The following is a 19,841-nucleotide window of genomic DNA, read 5'->3' as shown; positions in this document are numbered from 1 at the left end:
CTTTGGTTCAAATGGCTGTTGCGTGACGGTGCAGCAGGGGTTGCAGCCGGGCCTGGAGCAGCGCGAGGACATCGCTGGCCTGGTCGTGGATGAAGAAGTGGCCGCTGTCGAACAGGCTCAGGTCGAAACCGCCCGTGGTCTCCTGGCGCCAGGCCTGCAACTGCCCAGGCGTGGTCGAGTCCTGGCGCCCGGCCAGCACCTGGATGGGGCAGTCCAGCGGTGCCCGCGGGCGGTACTGGTAGCCGCCGCACAGGGCGAAGTCGGCGCGCAGCACCGGCAGCGTCAGGCGCATCAGTTCTTCATTGGCGAGGATGTCCTCGGGGGTGCCGTTGAGCTCGCGCAGGTCAGCAATCAGCTGGGCGTCGGTCTTGTCCGCGGCAAAGCGCTCGGTGTCACGCAGCGACGGCGCGGCGGTGCCCGAGGCGAACAGCAGGCGCGGCGGCGGGCAGCCACGCTCGCGCAGGGCGTGGGCCAGCTCGTGCACCAGCAGGCCGCCCAGGCTGTGGCCGAACAGGGCGTAGGGGCGGTCCAGCTCGGGGCTGATCTCGGCGGCCAGCTGGCGGGCCAGCGCCACCATGTCGGTGGCCAGCGGCTCGCTGAACCGCCGGCCGCGGCCGGGCAGCTCCAGCGGGCGCACCTCGATGTCGGCCGGCAGGCTGCGGCGCCAGCGGCCGTAGACCATGGCGCTGGCGCCCGAGTACGGCAGGCAGTACAGGCGCATCAGCGGGCCGCCTGCTGTTCCATGTGCTGGCGCAGGCTGAGCGGGCGCATGTCGGTCCAGACTTCCTCGATGAACGCCAGGCATTCGGCCTTCAGGCCGCTCTTGCCGGCTTCGCGCCAGCCCTGGGGAATGGCCTTGTATTCGGGCCAGATGGAGTACTGCTCTTCGTGGTTCACCACCACGGTGAACACGGTGTCTTCGCGATCAAAAGCCATTGCCGACCTCGTCAGTATTGCGTTGCTGGGGGATTGCCGCTTGCACGGCTTTGGAACCACAACGAAGTGACGAGTCAGCCAGAGGGAAAATTAATGAGAGGCGTTTCTGATAATGGCGTGGGACGTTTCGCTAACGCGCTCCATGCCACAAACGGTTACACATCCGTGCTGAACCGCCCGGGTGGAACTACAGTCTCATCGGTTTGCCCACAAGGAGTCCCCCCATGCACACCCTCAGTCGCAGCGCCGCCTTCCTCCTCGGCGCCGGCCTGCTGGCCAGCCTTCCCGCGTTGGCCGACGAACCCCGCTACAACCAGGTTTCCCTGCGCGCCGAGGTCAGCCAGGAAGTGCCCCGCGACCTGATGCTGGTGACCCTGTACAGCGAGGAACAGAACGCCGACCCGGCCAAGCTCGCCGCCCAGGTCACCGAGGCCATGAACAAGGCGCTGGGCAAGGCCCGCGCAGTGAAGGAAGTGAAGATCAGCCAGGGCAGCCGCAACAGCTACCCCATCTACGACGACAAGGGCCAGAAGATCACCGGCTGGCGCGAGCGCGCCGAGCTGCGCCTGGAAAGCGCCGACTTCCCTGCCCTGTCGACCCTGACCGGGCAGTTGCTGCAGGACCTGAAGATGGGCGGCATGAACTTCACCATCTCGCCCAAGGCCCGCACCCAGAGCGAAGACGCCCTGCTGAAGGATGCCGTGGCGGCGTTCAAGGCCCGTGCGCAACTGGCCACCGAGGCGCTGGGTGGCAAGGGTTACAAGGTGGTGAGCATGAACCTCAACAGCAGCGGCTATCAGCAGCCGTTCCCGCGCGCGGCGATGATGATGAAATCGGCCATGGCCGACTCGGCGCCCGCGCCTGAAGTGGAGGCCGGCACCAGCCAGGTGACCATGAGCGCCGACGGCGCCATTGAAGTGCAGATGCCGTAACACCGCCCGGCACAAATGATGAAGGTTTTGTGGGAGCTGGCTTGCCAGCGAGCTTTGGGGATTTAGAAGCTCGCTGGCAAGCCAGCTCCCACAAGTGTGTTCGGCGAGGTAATCTGCCAGGCACTCACTCCCCTAGAGGCTTTCATGGACAAATCCGCCTTCACCCCGCTGCTGCTCGCCGCCGCGCTGCTTGGCGCAGCGCCCCTGGCCCAGGCGGCCAGCACCCTGGTCTATTGCTCGGAAGCCAGCCCCGCCGGCTTCGACCCCAGCCAGTACACCAGCGGCACCGACTTCGATGCCTCGGCCGAAACCGTGTTCAACCGCCTGACCCAGTTCAAGCGCGGCGGCACCGAGGTGGAACCGGGCCTGGCCACCTCCTGGGACGTGTCCAAGGACGGCCTGGTGTACACCTTCCACCTGCGCGACGGGGTGAAGTTCCACACCACCGACTACTTCACGCCCACCCGCACCTTCGACGCCGATGACGTGCTGTTCACCTTCGAACGCCTGCTCAACCCCGAGCAGCCGTTCCGCAAGGCGTACCCGTCGGAGTCGCCGTACTTCAACGACATGGACCTGAACACCACCATCAAGTCCGTGACCAAGACCGACGACCACACCGTGGTGTTCACCCTCAACCACATCGACGCCGCGTTCGTGCAGAACCTGGCCATGAGCTTCGCCTCGATCCAGTCGGCCGAGTACGCCAACCAGTTGCTCAAGGAAGGCCGGCCCGCCGACATCAACCAGAAGCCCATCGGCACCGGCCCGTTCGTGTTCAAGCGCTACCAGAAGGACGCGCAGATCCGCTACGTGGGCAACAAGGACTACTGGAAGCCCGAGGATGTGAAGCTCGACAACCTGATCTTCTCCATCACCCCGGACGCCGCCGTGCGCCTGCAGAAGCTCAAGCGCAACGAGTGCCAGGTCAGCGGCTACCCGCGCCCCGAAGACATCGAAGTGGCCAAGCAGGACCCCGACCTGAAGGTGCAGAGCCAGCCCGGTTTCAACCTGGGCTTCCTGGCCTACAACGTCACCCATGCGCCGCTGGACCAGCTGAAAGTGCGCCAGGCGCTGGACATGGCCATCGACAAGCCGGCCATCATCAAGGCGGTGTACCAGAGCGCCGGCCAACTGGCTCAGAACGCCCTGCCACCGGCGCAATGGTCCTACGACCCGACCATCAAGGACGCCCCCTACGACCCGGCCAAGGCCCGCCAGCTGCTGAAGGAAGCCGGGGTCAAGGAAGGCACCAGCATCAACCTCTGGGCCATGACCGTGCAGCGCGCGTCCAACCCCAACGCGCGCATGTCGGCGCAAATGATCCAGAACGACTGGGCCAAGGTAGGCATCAAGGCCAACATCGTCAGCTATGAATGGGGCGAGTACATCAAGCGCGCCAAGGCCGGCGAGCATGACGTGATGATCTACGGCTGGACCGGCGACAACGGCGACCCCGACAACTGGCTGGGCGTGCTGTACAGCTGCGCGGCGGTGAAGGGCAGCAACTACGCCAAGTGGTGCGACCCGGCCTACGACAAGCTGATCCAGCAGGCCAAGCTGAGCAGCAACCGCGACGAGCGCATCAAGCTGTACCAGCAGGCCCAGCACATCCTCAAGGCCCAGGTGCCGATCACCCCGATCGCCAACTCCACGGTGTTCCAGCCCATGCGCAAGGAAGTGCAGGACTTCCGCATCAGCCCGTTCGGCCTCACGCCGTTCTATGGCGTGAGTGTGCAACAGTAAATCGTATTGTGGGAGCTGGCTTGCCAGCGAGCTTTTGACTGCCCCGAAAAGCTCGCTGGCAAGCCAGCTCCCACATTCCTACAGGTGCACTATAATGGCGCACAAAGCTGACCAAATGATCAGCTTTAGTGCGCCTCGTGCACCATTTAAAACGTACGCAAACGTTCAAATGGATGGTTTTTTATATCCATGCGACATTCTTGTACGCGTGTTCCACACTTTGCCCTTTCGCTGGCGTCAAAGTATTGCTTTGGGTATGCCGCCTGCATAAGTATCGGCGGGTAGACCCACAAGGTCCCCTCAATCAAAAAACACAACAACTGAGGCCACCATGCTCAAACACGCGGTCATTCCGTTCCTGATCGGCGCCGGCATGCTTGCCAGCGCTCCTTTTGCCCTGGCAGCACCCACCAGCCTGGTGTTCTGCTCAGAAGGCAGCCCGGCGGGCTTCGACCCGGGCCAGTACACGACCGGCACTGACTTCGATGCCTCGGCCGAGACCATGTTCAACCGCCTGAGCCAGTTCGAGCGCGGCGGCACCGCCGTGGTGCCAGGCCTGGCCACCAGCTGGGACATCAGCCCCGACGGCCTGACCTACACCTTCCACCTGCGCGAAGGCGTCAAGTTCCACACCACCGACTACTTCAAGCCGACCCGCGAATTCAACGCCGACGACGTGGTGTTCACCTTCACGCGCATGCTCGACAAGGACATGCCGTTCCGCAAGGCCTACCCCACCGAGTTCCCGTACTTCACCGACATGGGGATGAACGACAACATCACCAAGGTGGAGAAAGTCGACGACCACACCGTCAAGTTCAGCCTGAAGACCGTGGACGCCGCGTTCATCCAGGACATGGCCATGAGCTTCGCCTCCATCCAGTCCGCCGAGTACGCCGCGCAGCTGCTCAAGGAAGGCAAGCCGCAGGACCTCAACCAGAAGCCGATCGGCACTGGCCCGTTCGTGTTCAGCAAGTACCAGAAAGACGCGCAGATCCGCTTCAAGGGCAACAAGGACTACTGGAAGCCTGAAGATGTGAAGGTCGACAACCTGATCTTCGCCATCACCACCGACGCTTCGGTGCGCATGCAGAAGCTGAAGAAGAACGAGTGCCAGATCACCGCCTACCCGCGCCCGGCCGACATCGAGCCGCTCAAGGCCGACCCGAACCTGAAGATGCCTGAGCAGGCCGGCTTCAACCTGGGCTACATCGCCTACAACGTGACCCACAAGCCGTTCGACAACCTCAAGTTCCGCCAGGCCCTGGACATGGCCGTGAACAAGCAGGAAATCATCAAGTCGGTGTACCTGGGTGCGGGCCAGCTGGCCGTCAACGCCATGCCGCCGACCCAGTGGTCCTATGACACCACCATCAAGGACCCTGCCTACGACCCGGCCAAGGCCAAGGCCCTGCTCAAGGAAGCCGGCATCCCCGAAGGCACCACCATCAACCTGTGGGCCATGCCCGTGCAGCGCCCCTACAACCCCAACGCCAAGCTGATGGCTGAAATGCTGCAGTCGGACTGGGGCAAGATCGGCATCAAGGCCAACATCGTCAGCTACGAGTGGGGCGAGTACATCAAGCGCGCCCACAACGGCGAGATGGACGCCATGCTGATCGGCTGGAGCGGTGACAACGGTGACCCGGACAACTGGCTGGGCACCCTGTTGGGCTGCGACGCCATCAACGGCAACAACTTCGGCAAATGGTGTGACGCCGACTTCGACAAGCTGGTCAAGGCCGCCAAGGCCACCTCTGACCAGGCCAAGCGCACCGAGCTGTACAAGCAGGCCCAGCATCGCGTGAAAGACCAGGTGCCGATCACCCCGATCGCCCACTCCACGGTCTACCAGCCGATGCGCAACAGCGTGGTGGACTTCAAGATCAGCCCGTTCGGCCTGAACTCGTTCTACGGCGTGGGCATCGACGAAAGCAAGAAGTAAACACCCTGTGGGAGCCGGCTTGCCGGCGAGTTTTTGATGGCCCCGAAAAGCTCGCTGGCAAGCCAGCTCCCACAGCCTCAAGTCGGAAATCCCTGAAGACAACGATGACTGCATTTTCACGCAGGGCCTTCGTGCATTTCAGATTTTTCCTACAGGTCGCAGCGATTTCGCGCATTTACGGTCACGGCTCGCGCCCCTAGTTTCGAACCTCGGCCCGACTACCCCTCAGGCCGCCTCGATCCAGACAACAAGGAATAGACCGTCATGCGTCAACACCATCTGGTTGCATCCCTGCTGAGCCTGGGCCTTTTGGCCGAGGTGCCGCTCAGCCATGCCAACAACAAGAGCCTGGTGTTCTGCTCCGAAGGCAGCCCTGCTGGCTTCGACATCGCCCAGTTCACCGGTGGCACCGACAACGATGCCGCGGAACCGCTGTACAACCGCCTGACCGAATTCGAACGCGGCGGCACCGCCGTGATCCCTGGCCTGGCCACGCGCTGGGACGTGGCCGAGGATGGCCTGACCTACACTTTCCACCTGCGCGAAGGCGTGCGTTTCCACAGCAACAAGGCGTTCACCCCCAGCCGCGACTTCAACGCCGACGACGTGCTGTTCACCTTCCAGCGCATGCTCGACCGCGACCACCCGTTCACCCGCGCCTACCCCACCGAGTTCCTGTACTTCGTGTCCATGGGCCTGGACAAGAACCTGGTCAGCGTGACCAAGGCCGACCCCATGACCGTGGTATTCAAGCTGCGCACGGTAGACGCAGCCTTCGTGCAGAACATCGCCATGAGCTTCGCCGCCATCCAGTCGGCCGAGTACGCCGAGCAGCTGCTGAAAGCCGGCAAGCCCAGCGACCTTAACCACAAGCCCATCGGCACCGGGCCCTTCGCCCTGCAGCGCTACCAGAAGGACTCGCAGATCCGCTACAAGGCGCACGAGCAGTACTGGGAGCCGAGCCAGGTGAAGGTCGACCAGCTGATCTACGCCATCAACGTCGACTCTTCCGTGCGCGTGCAGAAGCTGCGCAAGAACGAGTGCCAGGTCACCCTCAACCCGCGCCCCGCCGACCTGGCCGCGCTGCGTGCCGACCCCAGGCTGAAAGTCATCGAGACCCCGGGCTACAACCTCGGCTACATCGGCTACAACGTGCAGCACCCGCCGTTCGACCAGCTCAAGGTGCGCCAGGCCATGGACATGGCGGTGAACAAGCAGGCGATCCTGCACGCGGTGTACCAGGAGGCTGGCCAACTGGCGATGAACGCCATGCCGCCAACCCAGTGGTCCTACGACACCAGCATCAAGGACGCGCCGTACAACCCGGAAATGGCCCGCCAGCTGCTCAAGGAAGCCGGGGTCAAGGACGGCCACGAGATAACCCTGTGGGCCATGCCCGTGCAGCGCCCCTACAACCCCAATGCCAAGCTGATGGCCGAGATGCTGCAGTCCGACTGGGCCAAGGTGGGCATCAAGGCGCGCATCGTCAGCTACGAGTGGGGCGAATACCTCAAGCGCACCAAGAACGGTGAGCACGACGTGGCCCTGATGGGCTGGACCGGCGACAACGGTGACCCCGACAACTGGCTGGGCACCCTGTACAGCTGCGGCGCCATCGGCAGCAACAACATCGCCATGTGGTGCGACCCGACCTTCGACGCTTTGGTGACCAAGGCCAAGACCCTCAACGACCGCGAAGCCCGCAGCGAGCTGTACCGCCAGGCCCAGCAGCGCCTCAAGCAGGAGGTGCCGATTACCCCGATCGCCCACTCCACGGTTAACCAGCCCATCAGCGCCAAGGTGCAGGACTTCAAGGTCAGCCCCTTTGGCCGCAATACCTTCAGCGGAGTGTCACTGGCCGACTGAGCCCCAGTGCAGGCAAACCGCGGCCAATTGAACGAGGCCAAACGTTTGCAAACACAGTTGTACCCAAAGTTGACCGAGCACCCGAATGTGCCCGGCATAAAAAAAAGAAAAAACCAAGGAGCTTCACCCATGAACATTACAAGAAAAACACTGCTGGCCCTGTCCATCGGCGGCCTGTCCGCCCTGGCCAACGCCGATGACGCCAGCCAGGCGTTCACCCCCACCACGCTCAAGGACAGCAGCGCCCAGGCCGACGCCAAGGGCTTTGTCGAGGACCAGAGCCTGTCGGGCTGGACGCGCAACTGGTACGCCCGCGAACAGTCCAAGCGCGGCCCCCTGTTCAGCCACGCCAAGAACGGCACCCGGGAACCCATGAACAACCGCACCAACTGGCTGCAGAGCACCACGGTCGACTACACCTCGGGCTTCACCCAGGGCACCGTCGGCTTCGGCGTGGAAGCGGCGCTGTACAACGTGGTGGCGCTGGAGCGTGGCAGCGCGCGCAACGGCGGCTCGAACAACCGCACCCTGGCCGACAGCGACGGCGACACCATCGGCCAGTGGAGCAAGCTGGGCCTGGGCAACGTCAAGGCGCGGGTGTCCAACACCACCCTGACCCTGGGCCGCCAGGCCATGGACACGCCCATGGTCGCCACCATCGGCAACCGCGCCCTGCCCTCCAGCTTCGAAGGCGTGAGCATCGACAGCAAGGAGTTCAACAACCTGTCGTTCCAGGCCGGCACCTTCGACCGCGTGTCGCCACGTACCGAGCAGAGCCTGAGCAAGTTCCGCAGCGAATACAGCGCCACCGGCGTGGAAACCGACCGGGTGACCACCGCGGGCGTCAACTACCAGCCGTTCGAAAGCGTCACCACCACGCTGTTCGCCACCCAGGTCGAAGACTTCTGGAACCAGTACTACTTCGGCGGCACCCACGTGCTGGGCGACAGCGCCGTGGTCAGCCTGACCACTGGCCTCAACTACTACAAGACCCGTGACACCGGCGCCCGCAAGATGGGCGAGATCGACAACCAGGCCGGCAGCCTGTCGCTGACCGCCACCCACCAGGCCCACAGCCTGACCTTCGCCTACCAGCAGATCAACGGCAACGAGTACTTCGACTACCTGCACGAAACCAACGGCATCTTCCTGGCCAACTCCCTGCTGTCGGACTTCAACGGCCCGAACGAGAAATCCTTCCAGGTGGCCTACGGCCTGAACATGGCCCAGTACGGCGTGCCGGGGCTCAAGTTCAACGTCTACAGCGCCCGCGGCTGGGGCATCGACGGCACCCACTACACCGGCACCGCCTATGACGTGAAGAACATGGACGGCGAACACCACTATGAATACGGCGTGGGCACCTCCTACGTGATTCAGAGTGGCGCCCTGAAAGACACCAGCGTGCGGGCGACCTACACCGCCCACCGCGCCAGTGCCAACCAGGCTGATGGCAGCCTGGACGAACTGCGGATCGTTACCACGATTCCGTTCAACATCCTGTAACCGACCTGGCCTGCGCGCGGTGCGATCCACCGCCGCAGGCTAACCTGGCTATTGATCACAGAGGGACCACATGAAAGCGCTACCCCTTCGAGCCGCAATCGCGGCAGCACTGTTCAGCGTTGCCGTCGGCATTTCCGCCAAGCCCCTGGTGGTCTGTACCGAGGCCAGCCCGGAAGGGTTCGACATCGTCCAGTACACGGCGGCCACCACGGCCGACGCGTCAGCGGAAACCCTCTTCAACCGCCTGGCCAGCTTCAAGCCCGGCACCACCGACGTCGAGCCCGACCTGGCGCAGAGCTGGGACATCAGCGCCGACGGCAAGACCTACACCTTTCACCTGCGCCACGGCGTGAAGTTCCAGACCACCGACTACTTCAAGCCAACCCGCGAATTCAACGCCGATGACGTGCTATGGAGCTTCGAGCGCCAGCTCGACCCCAAGCATCCCTGGCACGACAAGGCGCCCATGGGCTTCCCCTACTTCGAAGCCATGGGCATGAAAGACCTGATCGACAGCATCGACAAGGTTGACGACTACACTGTTCGTTTCAACCTCAAGCGTCCCGAGTCACCTTTCCTGCGGGACATGGCCATGGGCTTCGCGTCGATCTACTCCGCCGAATACGGCGACCAGCTGCTGAAGGCCGGCAAGACCGGCGACATCAACAGCAAGCCTATCGGCACCGGGCCGTTCATCCTCACGCGCTACAACAAGGATGCGATGATCCGCTACAAGGCCAACCCCGACTACTACAAGGGCGTGCCCCCCAGCGAAGCGCTGGTGTTCGCCATCACCACCGACAGCAACGTGCGCCTGCAGAAACTGCGCGCCAACGAATGCCAGATCGCGGTGTACCCCAAGCCTGACGACATCCCCGGCATGAAGGCCGACCCCAACCTGCGGGTGGACGAGATGGAAGCGCTGATGACCAGCTACGTGGCCATCAACACCTCGCACAAATACCTGGGCGACATTCGCGTGCGCCAGGCCATCGCCATGGCACTGGACAAGCCCACCCTGGTCAAGACCCTGTTCGGCGAGGGCAACGCCACCCCCGGCACCGGCCCCTACCCGCCGACCCTGCTGGGCTTCGACAAGAGCATCAGCGACCTGCCCCACGACCTGGACAAGGCCCGCGCCCTGCTCAAGGAAGCCGGTGTGCCGCCAGGCACCCGTTTCACTGTGTTCGCCCGCAACGGCGGCGGCCCCACCAATCCCAACCCGACCCTGGCGGCCCAGTTATTGCAGGCAGACCTTGCCAAGATCGGCCTCAACCTCGATATTCGTGTGTTCGAATGGGGGGAAATGGTCAAGCGTGTCAAACAGGGCGAACATGATTTGGCGTTCTACGGCTGGGCCGGCGACAACGGCGACCCAGACAACTTCCTCAGCCCCAACCTGAGCTGCGACGCAGCCACAAGCGGCGAGAACGCCGCGCGCTGGTGCAACAAGGAGTTCGACGGGTTCCTCGCCAAGGCACGTGCCAGCAGCGACCCGGCCGAGCGCGAGCAGGCCTACAAGCAGGCCCAGGCTATTTTTGCCAAGGACATTCCCTGGCTGAGCCTGGCCTACCCACGCTTGTTTACCGCCGTGCGCAAGAACGTCGAGGGTTATCACATTAGCCCCCTGACCAATAACAACTTCGCTACCACCCTGGTGAAGTAACAAGAAGAACGCCCGCCCGCACCCCAAACGGGTAGTGGGCGGGAACTGCCTAACCGGCTGACGAGGTACCACTCAAGATGTTTAGTTTTATAGCCCGCCGCGTGGGGTTGTTGATCCCCACCTTCTTCGGCATCACGTTGCTGACATTCGCACTGATACGCCTGATACCGGGCGACCCCGTGGAAGTGATGATGGGCGAACGGCGCGTCGACCCTGAAATGCATGCCCAGGCGATGGAGCGCCTGGGCCTGAACAAACCCCTCTATGCCCAGTACCTGGACTACATCGGCAACCTGGCGCATGGCAACCTGGGCGAATCGCTGCGTACCCGCGAAAGCGTCTGGCACGAATTCCTGCAACTGTTCCCTGCCACCCTGGAGCTGTCGATCGCCGCGCTGATCTTCGCCGGCATCCTCGGGCTGCTGGCGGGGGTGATCGCCGCGCTCAAGCGCGGGTCACTGTTCGACCATGGGGTGATGGGCATCTCCCTGGCCGGCTACTCCATGCCCATCTTCTGGTGGGGCCTGATTCTCATCATGTTCTTCTCGGTGAGCCTGGGCTGGACGCCGGTGTCCGGGCGCATCGACCTGCTGTATGACATCGAGCCCAAGACCGGCTTCATGCTCATCGACACCCTGCTCAGCGACGAGCCGGGCTCGTTCGTCGACGCCCTGCGCCACCTGATCCTGCCGGCCATCGTGCTGGGCACCATCCCGCTGGCGGTGATCGCGCGCATGACCCGCTCGTCCATGCTTGAAGTGCTGCGCGAGGACTACGTGCGCACCGCCCGCGCCAAGGGCCTGTCGCCCGCCCGCGTGGTGTTCGTGCACGGCCTGCGCAACGCGCTGATCCCGGTGCTGACCGTGTTCGGCCTGCAAGTGGGCACCCTGCTGGCCGGCGCCGTGCTGACCGAGACCATCTTCTCGTGGCCGGGCATCGGCAAGTGGCTGATCGAAGCCATCGGCGCCCGCGACTACCCGGTGGTGCAGAACGGCATCCTGTTGATCGCCTGCCTGGTGATCCTGGTCAACTTCGTCGTGGATATCCTCTACGGCCTGGCCAACCCACGCATCCGTCACCAGCGCTGAGGCCCGGACAATGACTACTGAAAACACCGCGGTCACCGTTGACCAAAGCCTGCTGTACCCCTCGCCCTACAAAGAGTTCTGGCAAGCGTTCGCCAAGAACAAGGGCGCCGTCGCCGGCCTGGCGTTCATGCTGCTGATCATCTTCTGCGCGATCTTCGCGCCGTGGGTGGCGCCCCATGACCCTAGCGAGCAGTTCCGCGACGCGCTGCTGACCCCGCCCGTGTGGCTGGCCGGCGGCCAATGGCAATACCTGCTGGGCACCGACGAGCTGGGCCGTGACCTGCTGTCGCGGCTGATCCACGGCTCGCGCCTGTCGCTGCTGATCGGCCTGTCGTCGGTGGTGATGTCGCTGATCCCGGGCATCATCATGGGCCTGCTGGCCGGCTTCTTCCCGCGCATCATGGGCCCCACCATCATGCGCCTGATGGACGTGATGCTGGCCCTGCCCTCGCTGCTGCTGGCCGTGGCCATCGTCGCCATCCTCGGCCCTGGCCTGATCAACACCGTGATCGCCATTGCCGTGGTCTCGCTGCCTTCGTACGTGCGCCTGACCCGCGCCGCGGTGATGGGCGAGCTGAACCGCGACTACGTCACCGCCGCGCGCCTGGCCGGTGCCGGCCTGCTGCGCCTGATGTTCGTCACCGTGCTGCCCAACTGCATGGCGCCGCTGATCGTGCAGGCCACCCTGAGCTTCAGCTCGGCCATCCTCGACGCCGCGGCGCTGGGCTTCCTGGGCCTGGGCGTACAGCCGCCGACCCCCGAGTGGGGCACCATGCTGGCCTCGGCCCGCGACTACATCGAACGTGCCTGGTGGGTGGTGAGCCTGCCTGGCCTGACCATTTTGCTCAGCGTGCTGGCAATCAACCTGATGGGCGACGGGCTGCGCGATGCGCTGGACCCCAAACTCAAGAATGCCGCCTGAGGAAACGACCATGTCACTGTTGCATATCAAGAATCTGAACGTGCGCTTTGGCGATGCCAAGGCCGTGCCGGTGGTCGATGGGCTCGACCTGTCGGTGGACAAGGGTGAAGTACTGGCGATCGTCGGCGAATCGGGCTCGGGCAAATCCGTGACCATGATGGCGCTGATGGGCCTGATCGATCACCCTGGCATCATCACCGCCGACGCGCTGAATTTCGACGGCCGCGACATGCTCAAGCTCAGCGCGCGCCAACGCCGGCAGGTGGTGGGCAAGGACCTGGCAATGATCTTCCAGGACCCCATGACCGCGCTGAACCCCAGCTACACCGTGGGCTTCCAGATCCAGGAAGTGCTGCGCCAGCACCTGGGCATGAACAACAAGCAGGCGCGCCAGCGTGCCCTTGAACTGCTGAAGAAGGTCGAGATCCCCGGCGCCGAAAGCCGCCTGGACGCCTACCCGCACCAGCTATCAGGCGGCATGAGCCAGCGCGTGGCCATCGCCATGGCCATCGCCGGCGAGCCGAAACTGCTGATCGCCGACGAACCCACCACCGCCCTGGACGTGACCATCCAGGCGCAGATCATGGAGCTGCTGCTGAACCTGCAGAAAGAGCAGAACATGGCGCTGATCCTGATTACCCACGACCTCGCCGTGGTGGCCGAAACCGCCCAGCGCGTGTGCGTGATGTACGCCGGCCAAGCCGTGGAAGTGGGCCAGGTGCCGCAGCTGTTCGACATTCCCGCGCACCCCTACAGCGAAGCGCTGCTGGCGGCCATTCCCGAGCACAGCGAAGGCGCCGAGCGCCTGGCCACCCTGCCCGGCATCGTCCCCGGCCGCTATGACCGCCCGCAGGGCTGCCTGCTGTCGCCGCGCTGCCCCTACGCCCAGGACAACTGCCGCAGCCAGCGTCCGGCGCTGGACCCCAAGGCCCATAGCCTGGCCCGTTGCTTCTACCCGCTGAACCAGGAGGTGGCTTGATGGCCGTCGTACTTACTGCCCGCGACCTCACCCGTCACTACGAAGTCTCCCGCGGCCTGTTCAAGGGCCATGCCCTGGTGCGCGCCCTCAACGGCGTGTCGTTCGAGCTTGAAGCCGGCAAGACCCTGGCCGTGGTCGGCGAGTCGGGCTGTGGCAAGTCCACCCTGGCCCGCGCGCTGACGCTGATCGAGGAACCGTCCTCGGGCTCGCTGAAAATCGCCGGCCAGGAGGTGCATGGCGCCAGCAAGGCCGAGCGCAAGCAACTGCGCAAGGACGTGCAGATGGTGTTCCAGAGCCCGTATGCCTCGCTGAACCCGCGGCAGAAAATCGGCGACCAGCTGGGCGAGCCGCTGCTGATCAACACCAGCCTGAGCAAGGCCGAGCGCCGCGAGAAAGTGCAGGCGATGATGCAGCAGGTGGGCCTGCGCCCCGAGCATTACCAGCGCTACCCGCACATGTTCTCCGGTGGCCAGCGCCAGCGTATCGCCCTGGCCCGCGCCATGATGCTGCAACCCAAGGTGCTGGTGGCGGACGAGCCTACCTCGGCGCTGGACGTGTCGATCCAGGCACAGGTGCTGAACCTGTTCATGGACCTGCAGCAGCAGTTCAACACCGCCTACGTGTTCATCTCGCACAACCTGGCGGTGGTGCGCCACGTGGCCGATGACGTGCTGGTGATGTACCTGGGCCGCCCGGCGGAAATGGGCCCCAAGGAGGACATCTACAAGCGCCCGCTGCACCCCTACACCCAGGCGCTGCTGTCGGCCACCCCGACCATCAAGCCGGACCCGGCCAAGCCGAAGATCAAGATCGTCGGCGAGCTGCCCAACCCGCTGAACCCGCCGTCGGGCTGCGCCTTCCACAAGCGCTGCCCGTACGCCACCGAGCGCTGCGCCATGGAAATACCGGAGCTGCGCCAGGTTGATACCCGCCAGGTGGCCTGCCACTATGCGGAGCAGTTCCTGAACTGATGCCATGACGCGGCCTGCGGCCGCTGCTACGGGTTCGTAGCAGTGGCCGCAGGCCGCGTCCGCATCCACCACCGGTGCCTGCATGCCAACCGACACCCTCACCACCGTCACCCGCTACCACCTGTGCTGGAAGCACCGCGACCTGGACGGCGTCATGGCGCTGTACCACCCGGCTATCCAGTACCACGATTTCTTCCAGAACCGCACCCTGGCCCTGGCCGAGCTGCGCGACTACGTGCAGGCGAACATGCCGCGCAACGCCGACGAGGCGCTGGAACACAGCGACCGCATCCGCGTGGACGGCGACACCGCCTTCATCCAGTACACCCTGACCCTGCGCGGCGGCGCCCAACTGGTGTCGTTCCATGCCAGCGAAGCCATCACCGTGCGCGACGGGCTGATCTGGCGCATCAACGAATACGCCGCCCTGGTGCGCGAACCCACGGCCGACGCACCACGCCCGGCCACCTCGCGCCTGGGCCTGTCCCCTCGCCAGCTAGGCATCATGGCCGACGACCTGCAGCAGTACTTCGACCAGCGCCAGCCCTACCTGGACCCCGAGCTGGACCTGCAGGAAGTGGCCCGCGTGTGCGGCTACAGCCGCAACCAGATGTCCTACCTGCTCAACCAGGTGCTGGGCCAGACCTTCTACGCCTACGTCAACCAGGCGCGCCTCAAGCACCTGCTGCAGGCCCTGGAAACCAACCCCGAGGCGCGCATCGACACCCTGGCCTTCGCCGCCGGGTTCAACTCGCTGTCGGCGTTCTACAAGTGCTTCCGCCAGCACACCGGGCTGTCGCCCACCGCCTACATGAAACAACGCAAGCTTGTTACATCGCCTGCCTGTGTGGGAGCTGGCTTGCCAGCGAGCTTTTAGGGCCCCAACATCTCGCTGGCAAGCCAGCTCCCACAAGGGGGTGATGTGCCATCTGCCGCCAGGTGGCTTATGCTGTACCCGCCCCCACCCGCAAGGCTTGCCCTGATGCTGCGTTCCCTGATTGCCACCTTGCTGCTCGCCACCGGCGCCACCCAGGCGGCGGAGACGGTCAAGATCTACAACTGGTCCGAATACATTGCCCCCGACACCCTCAAGCAGTTCCAGGCCAAGACCGGCATCGTGCCCAGCTACGCGGTGTATGACAGCAACGAGTTGCTGAACAGCAAACTGATGGCGCGCAACTCCGGCTACGACGTGGTGTTCCCCTCCACCCACTTCATGGCCCGCCAGGTACAGGCCAACGCCCTGATGGAACTGGACCGCAGCAAGCTGCCCAACTGGGACAACCTCAACCCGGTGCTGCTCAAGGTGCTGGAGGTCAACGACCCCGGCAACCGCCACGGCTTCCCGTACCTGTGGGGCACCACCGGCATCGGCTACAACATCGACAAGGTCAGGGCCGCCCTGGGCGACAACGCGCCCACCGACTCCTGGGACCTGATCTTCAAGCCGCAAAACCTCGACAAGCTCAAGGCCTGCGGCGTGGCCTTCGTCGATAGCGGCCCGGAACTGCTGCCCATCACCCTCAACTACCTGGGCCTGCCACCCCACAGCCGCAAGCCCGAGGACTACGCCAAGGCCGAGGCCGCGCTGCTGAAAATCCGCCCCGACGTGGCGTACTTCGACACCGCGAAATACATGGCCGACCTGGCCAGCGGCAAGGTCTGCGTGGTGGTGGGCTATTCCGGCGACGTGCTGCAGGCCGCCACCCAGGCCAAGGCGGCGAAAAACGGCGTGAACATCGGCTACTCGGTGCCCCGCGAAGGCGCGCCGCTGTGGTTCGACATGGTCGCCATGCCCGCCGACGCCCCCGACCCCAAGGCCGCCTACGCCTTCATGAACTACCTGCTGGAGCCCAAGGTCATCGCCGGCATCAGCAACTACGTGCACTACGCCAACGGCAATGAAAAGGCCGATGCCCTGATAGACCCGGTGTTGCGGGGGGATAACAAGGTGTACCCGGACGAGGACATCATGAGCAAGTTGTTCCCGTTGGAGGCGATGCCGGCGGATATCGATGTGATTCGCACGAAAGTAATGACAAAGGTGATCGCGGGGGGCTAAAGCCCCCACCCACAAACCGCGCCCGAGCCTATGATCTGGCCCTTGATCTGGCTCTGGCTCTGGCTCTTGATCTTGATCTGGCTTTTGACGTTGATCTTGGCCCCGTAAAGCGCCAGGGCCGACTGGAGGCGTTGATCAAGCGGTCCACGGCGTAGCCGTGGAAGACGGAACCGGAGGCGCTTCTATTCCGGGCCGTCGTCCGCTTGAGCGACGCCGGAGGGAGGGGACCCGTAGCGCAGCGAAGGGCCCAAGCAGGGGCGAGCCCTTTTTGGTGATTTTTTGGCTGGGCCGGCACACCGGGCGACTGCCAAAAAGTGAGTCGGCGTAAGGCCGAAACGGTCGGTGGTATCCCCGCGAAAATGGATATGTTCGAAATCGCCGAAGCGAGATGCCGAATCCGTGACCATATCCATTACCGAGAGTGATGCACAATCACCTTTCCGCCCTTACGGCGGGTCACTTTTTTTCAAACGCCAAAAAAAGTAACCAAAAAACGCTTGCCCCTGCTTGGGCCCTCCGCTGCGCTACGGGTCCCCTCCTTCCGGCGCCGCTCAACGGGCAGACGGCACCCGCTATAGAAGCCTGCGGGTTACCGTCTCTTCGGCCTGCGGCCTCGGCCCTTCGGGCAGCCCGTTGATCGACGCCTCCAGTCGGCCCGGGCGCTTTACGGGGCATACAATCAAGATCAAAAGCCAGATCAACAGCAGATCACAAGCCAGATCACAGGCGACCGCAACGGCGCCGGGGGCGCCGGGCTCAACTTCGTAGCTGCGCGATCACCTCCAGGCAATACCCCACCGCCGGCGACACATCCCCCACCCTGCGGCTAAGAATAATCGGCGAGGTCGCATTGGCCTCCGCCAACGGGCTATAGCCAATATCATCCCGATGCAGAATCTGCACCGACTCCGGCACCAGGGTGATGCCAATCCCCGCCCCCACCAGGCCGATGGCCGTCTGCAGTTCGTTGGTCCACTGCGCCACCTTGATACCCAAGCCGTGCGCCGCGAACAGCGCCAGCACGTGGTCGGCATAACTGGGCCGCGGGTTGCCGGGGTACAGCACGAACGGCTCGCGCGCCAGCTGGGCCAGGGTGGCGGTGTGGCCCAACAGCGGGTGGCCGGTGGGCAGCACGGCGATCAGCCGGTCTTCGCGCAGCACGGTCTGGGTAATGGCCGGGTCGTCGATGCGGATGCGGCCGAAGCCGACGTCAATGCGCCCGGCCTTCAGGGCCTCCACCTGCTGCACCGTGGTCATCTCCGACAGGCCCAGCTCCAGTTCGATCGCGGCGTCTTCGCTGCGCAGGCGGCGGATCATCTCCGGCAGCACGCCGTACAACGTCGACGGCGCGAAGCCGATGCCCATCCAGGTCTTCTGGCCCAGGCCGATGCGCCGGGTGTTTTCACACAGGGTATCGAGCTGGTGCAGCAGCGCGCTGCTGTGTTCGAAGAAGTACCGCCCCGCCTCGGTCAGCCGCAGCGGCCGGGCGCGCTCGATCAGGCTGACGCCCAACTCGTCCTCCAGCTGCTGGATCTGCCGGCTCAGCGGCGGCTGGGCGATGTGCAGGCGCTCGGCGGCGCGGGTGAAGTTCAGGGTCTGGGCCAGCACCTGAAAATAGCGGAGATGCCTGAGTTCCACGGCTTACCTCATCAGTGATAATACCCAACAGGTATCAGACCAGACCAATTCTATATTGGATTGCAAGAAAATGCCGTATCACTATCGGGTCAGACAAGAACATAACCTGACGGGTATCGAAATGAGTCATCCCACGATCGAGTCGCTCGAAACGATCATTGTCGATCTGCCAACCATCCGCCCGCACAAGCTGGCCATGCACACCATGCAGCACCAGACCCTGGTGCTGCTGCGCCTGCGCTGCAGCGACGGCGTGGAAGGCATTGGCGAGGCCACCACCATCGGCGGCCTGAGTTACGGCAACGAAAGCCCCGACAGCATCAAGGTGAACATCGACAGTCACATCACCCCGCTGCTGGTTGGCCAGCCCGCCGACAACATCAACGCCGCCATGCAGCGCATCGAGCGCAGCGTGCGTGGCAATACCTTCGCCAAGTCCGGCATTGAAAGCGCGCTGCTCGACGCCCAGGGCAAGCGCCGTGGCCTGGCGGTGAGCGAGCTGCTGGGTGGGCGCCTGCGTGACGGCCTGCCAGTGGCCTGGACCCTGGCCAGCGGCGATACCGCCCGCGATATCGCCGAGGCGGAACAGATGCTCGACGTGCGCCGCCACCGCATCTTCAAGCTGAAGATCGGCGCCGGCGAGGTGAACAAGGACCTGGCCCACATCATCGCCATCAAGAAGGCCGTGGGCGACCGCGCCAGCGTGCGCGTGGACGTCAACCAGGCCTGGGACGAGGCCGTGGCGCTGCGTGCTTGCCGGGTGCTGGGCGACAACGGCATCGACCTGGTGGAGCAGCCGATTTCGCGCTACAACCAGGTCGGCCTGGCCCGCCTGAGCGCCAGCAGCCCGATCCCGATCATGGCAGACGAGGCCATCGAATCGGTGGAAGATGCCTACAACCTGGCCCGCCTGGGCGCCGGCACCATCTTCGCGCTGAAAATCGCCAAGACCGGCGGCCCCCGCGCGGCCCTGCGCGCCGCCGCCATCGCCGACGCCGCGGGCATTGGCCTGTACGGCGGCACCATGCTCGAAGGCGGCATCGGCACCCTGGCCTCGGCGCACGCGTTCATCACCCTGCCGAAGATGGCCTGGGATACAGAACTGTTCGGCCCACTGCTGCTGACCGAAGACATCCTCGCCACCCCACCGGTGTACAAGGACTTCCAGCTGCACGTGCCCAGCACCCCGGGCCTGGGCCTGGAACTCGACGAAGAGCGCGTGGCCTTCTTCCGCCGCGACAAAGCCACCAAGGCCCACAGCCACAGCTGAGAGAGAACCGCCATGCTGTTCCACGTAAAGATGACCGTGAACCTGCCCCTCGACATGGACCCGGCCAAGGCCACGCGCCTGAAGGCCGACGAGAAGGAACTGGCGCAGCGCCTGCAACAGGAAGGCACATGGCGCCACCTGTGGCGCATCGCCGGGGCCTACGCCAACTACAGCGTGTTCGACGTGGCCAGCGTGCAAGAGCTGCACGACACGCTGATGCAGTTGCCGCTGTTCCCGTACATGACCATCGAGGTGGACGCCATGTGCCGCCACCCTTCCTCGATCCACGAAGACGACCGCTGATAGGCGCCTGC

General features: G+C 64.3%; 17 protein-coding genes. 14 read left to right on the top strand and 3 right to left on the bottom strand.

Annotated elements, in window-relative coordinates; genetic code table 11:
- Positions 1-7: 7 nt before the first annotated feature.
- The gene (locus ACWKWX_RS17535; protein ID WP_483828456.1) at positions 8-721 is read right to left on the bottom strand and encodes a thioesterase II family protein; all 714 of its coding nucleotides are present in this window, start codon (positions 719-721) and stop codon (positions 8-10) included.
- Positions 721-936, bottom strand: a complete 216-nt coding sequence (locus ACWKWX_RS17530; protein WP_473005379.1) for an MbtH family protein — start codon at positions 934-936, stop codon at positions 721-723. The genes ACWKWX_RS17535 and ACWKWX_RS17530 overlap by 1 nt, the downstream gene beginning before the upstream one ends.
- Before the next feature lie 224 nt (positions 937-1,160).
- On the opposite strand from ACWKWX_RS17530, the gene ACWKWX_RS17525 reads away from it, so the two are divergent.
- The 12 genes from ACWKWX_RS17525 (at position 1,161) to ACWKWX_RS17470 (ending at position 16,619) form a co-directional block, all read left to right on the top strand.
- Positions 1,161-1,868 carry an SIMPL domain-containing protein gene (locus ACWKWX_RS17525; protein WP_483828455.1) on the top strand — a complete coding sequence of 236 codons (708 nt, stop codon included), beginning with the start codon at positions 1,161-1,163 and terminating at the stop codon, positions 1,866-1,868.
- 144 nt (positions 1,869-2,012) lie between these two features.
- Positions 2,013-3,614, top strand: coding sequence for an ABC transporter substrate-binding protein (locus ACWKWX_RS17520; RefSeq protein ID WP_483828454.1), 1,602 nt, complete (start codon positions 2,013-2,015; stop codon positions 3,612-3,614).
- A gap of 331 nt (positions 3,615-3,945) precedes the next feature.
- Positions 3,946-5,559, top strand: a complete 1,614-nt coding sequence (locus ACWKWX_RS17515) for an ABC transporter substrate-binding protein (protein WP_483828453.1) — start codon at positions 3,946-3,948, stop codon at positions 5,557-5,559.
- A 264-nt stretch (positions 5,560-5,823) separates the two neighbouring features.
- A complete protein-coding gene (locus ACWKWX_RS17510; protein ID WP_473005375.1) occupies positions 5,824-7,425 on the top strand; it encodes an ABC transporter substrate-binding protein in 1,602 nt (533 codons plus the stop codon).
- A 129-nt stretch (positions 7,426-7,554) separates the two neighbouring features.
- Entirely contained in the window at positions 7,555-8,931 is a 1,377-nt protein-coding gene (locus tag ACWKWX_RS17505) for an OprD family porin (protein ID WP_416422478.1), read from the top strand.
- 70 nt (positions 8,932-9,001) lie between these two features.
- Positions 9,002-10,597 (top strand): ABC transporter substrate-binding protein, encoded by a 1,596-nt coding sequence (locus ACWKWX_RS17500; protein WP_473005373.1) that lies wholly within the window; start codon positions 9,002-9,004, stop codon positions 10,595-10,597.
- Between the two features lie 77 nt (positions 10,598-10,674).
- Positions 10,675-11,685 carry an ABC transporter permease subunit gene (locus ACWKWX_RS17495; protein ID WP_416422476.1) on the top strand — a complete coding sequence of 337 codons (1,011 nt, stop codon included), beginning with the start codon at positions 10,675-10,677 and terminating at the stop codon, positions 11,683-11,685.
- Positions 11,686-11,695: 10 nt separating this feature from the next.
- The gene (locus ACWKWX_RS17490; protein WP_416422475.1) at positions 11,696-12,607 is read left to right on the top strand and encodes an ABC transporter permease subunit; all 912 of its coding nucleotides are present in this window, start codon (positions 11,696-11,698) and stop codon (positions 12,605-12,607) included.
- Between the two features lie 10 nt (positions 12,608-12,617).
- On the top strand, positions 12,618-13,586 hold the full coding sequence (locus tag ACWKWX_RS17485) for an ABC transporter ATP-binding protein (protein WP_473005372.1): 969 nt from the start codon (positions 12,618-12,620) through the stop codon (positions 13,584-13,586).
- Complete coding sequence (locus ACWKWX_RS17480) at positions 13,586-14,557, top strand: peptide ABC transporter ATP-binding protein (protein ID WP_416422473.1); 972 nt, start codon at positions 13,586-13,588, stop codon at positions 14,555-14,557. Before ACWKWX_RS17485 ends, ACWKWX_RS17480 begins: the two co-directional genes overlap by 1 nt.
- Before the next feature lie 82 nt (positions 14,558-14,639).
- Positions 14,640-15,434 (top strand): AraC family transcriptional regulator, encoded by a 795-nt coding sequence (locus tag ACWKWX_RS17475; protein ID WP_416422472.1) that lies wholly within the window; start codon positions 14,640-14,642, stop codon positions 15,432-15,434.
- A 105-nt stretch (positions 15,435-15,539) separates the two neighbouring features.
- Positions 15,540-16,619: a polyamine ABC transporter substrate-binding protein gene (locus ACWKWX_RS17470; RefSeq protein ID WP_483828452.1), complete on the top strand. Its 1,080-nt coding sequence runs from the start codon at positions 15,540-15,542 to the stop codon at positions 16,617-16,619.
- Between the two features lie 756 nt (positions 16,620-17,375).
- Here ACWKWX_RS17470 and ACWKWX_RS17465 read toward each other — a convergent pair.
- The gene (locus ACWKWX_RS17465; protein ID WP_483828451.1) at positions 17,376-18,257 is read right to left on the bottom strand and encodes a LysR family transcriptional regulator; all 882 of its coding nucleotides are present in this window, start codon (positions 18,255-18,257) and stop codon (positions 17,376-17,378) included.
- Positions 18,258-18,378: 121 nt separating this feature from the next.
- Between ACWKWX_RS17465 and ACWKWX_RS17460 the strand changes: the two genes are divergently transcribed.
- Both ACWKWX_RS17460 and catC read left to right on the top strand, forming a co-directional pair.
- Positions 18,379-19,527: a muconate cycloisomerase family protein gene (locus tag ACWKWX_RS17460; protein WP_483828450.1), complete on the top strand. Its 1,149-nt coding sequence runs from the start codon at positions 18,379-18,381 to the stop codon at positions 19,525-19,527.
- A 12-nt stretch (positions 19,528-19,539) separates the two neighbouring features.
- Positions 19,540-19,830, top strand: coding sequence for a muconolactone Delta-isomerase (catC, locus tag ACWKWX_RS17455; RefSeq protein ID WP_416422468.1), 291 nt, complete (start codon positions 19,540-19,542; stop codon positions 19,828-19,830).
- The last annotated feature ends 11 nt before the right edge of the window (positions 19,831-19,841 follow it).

The organism is Pseudomonas imperatae (assembly GCF_057128625.1).
Note: the sequence above shows the minus strand (reverse complement) of the source record. Positions and strands in the feature narration are given on the sequence as shown.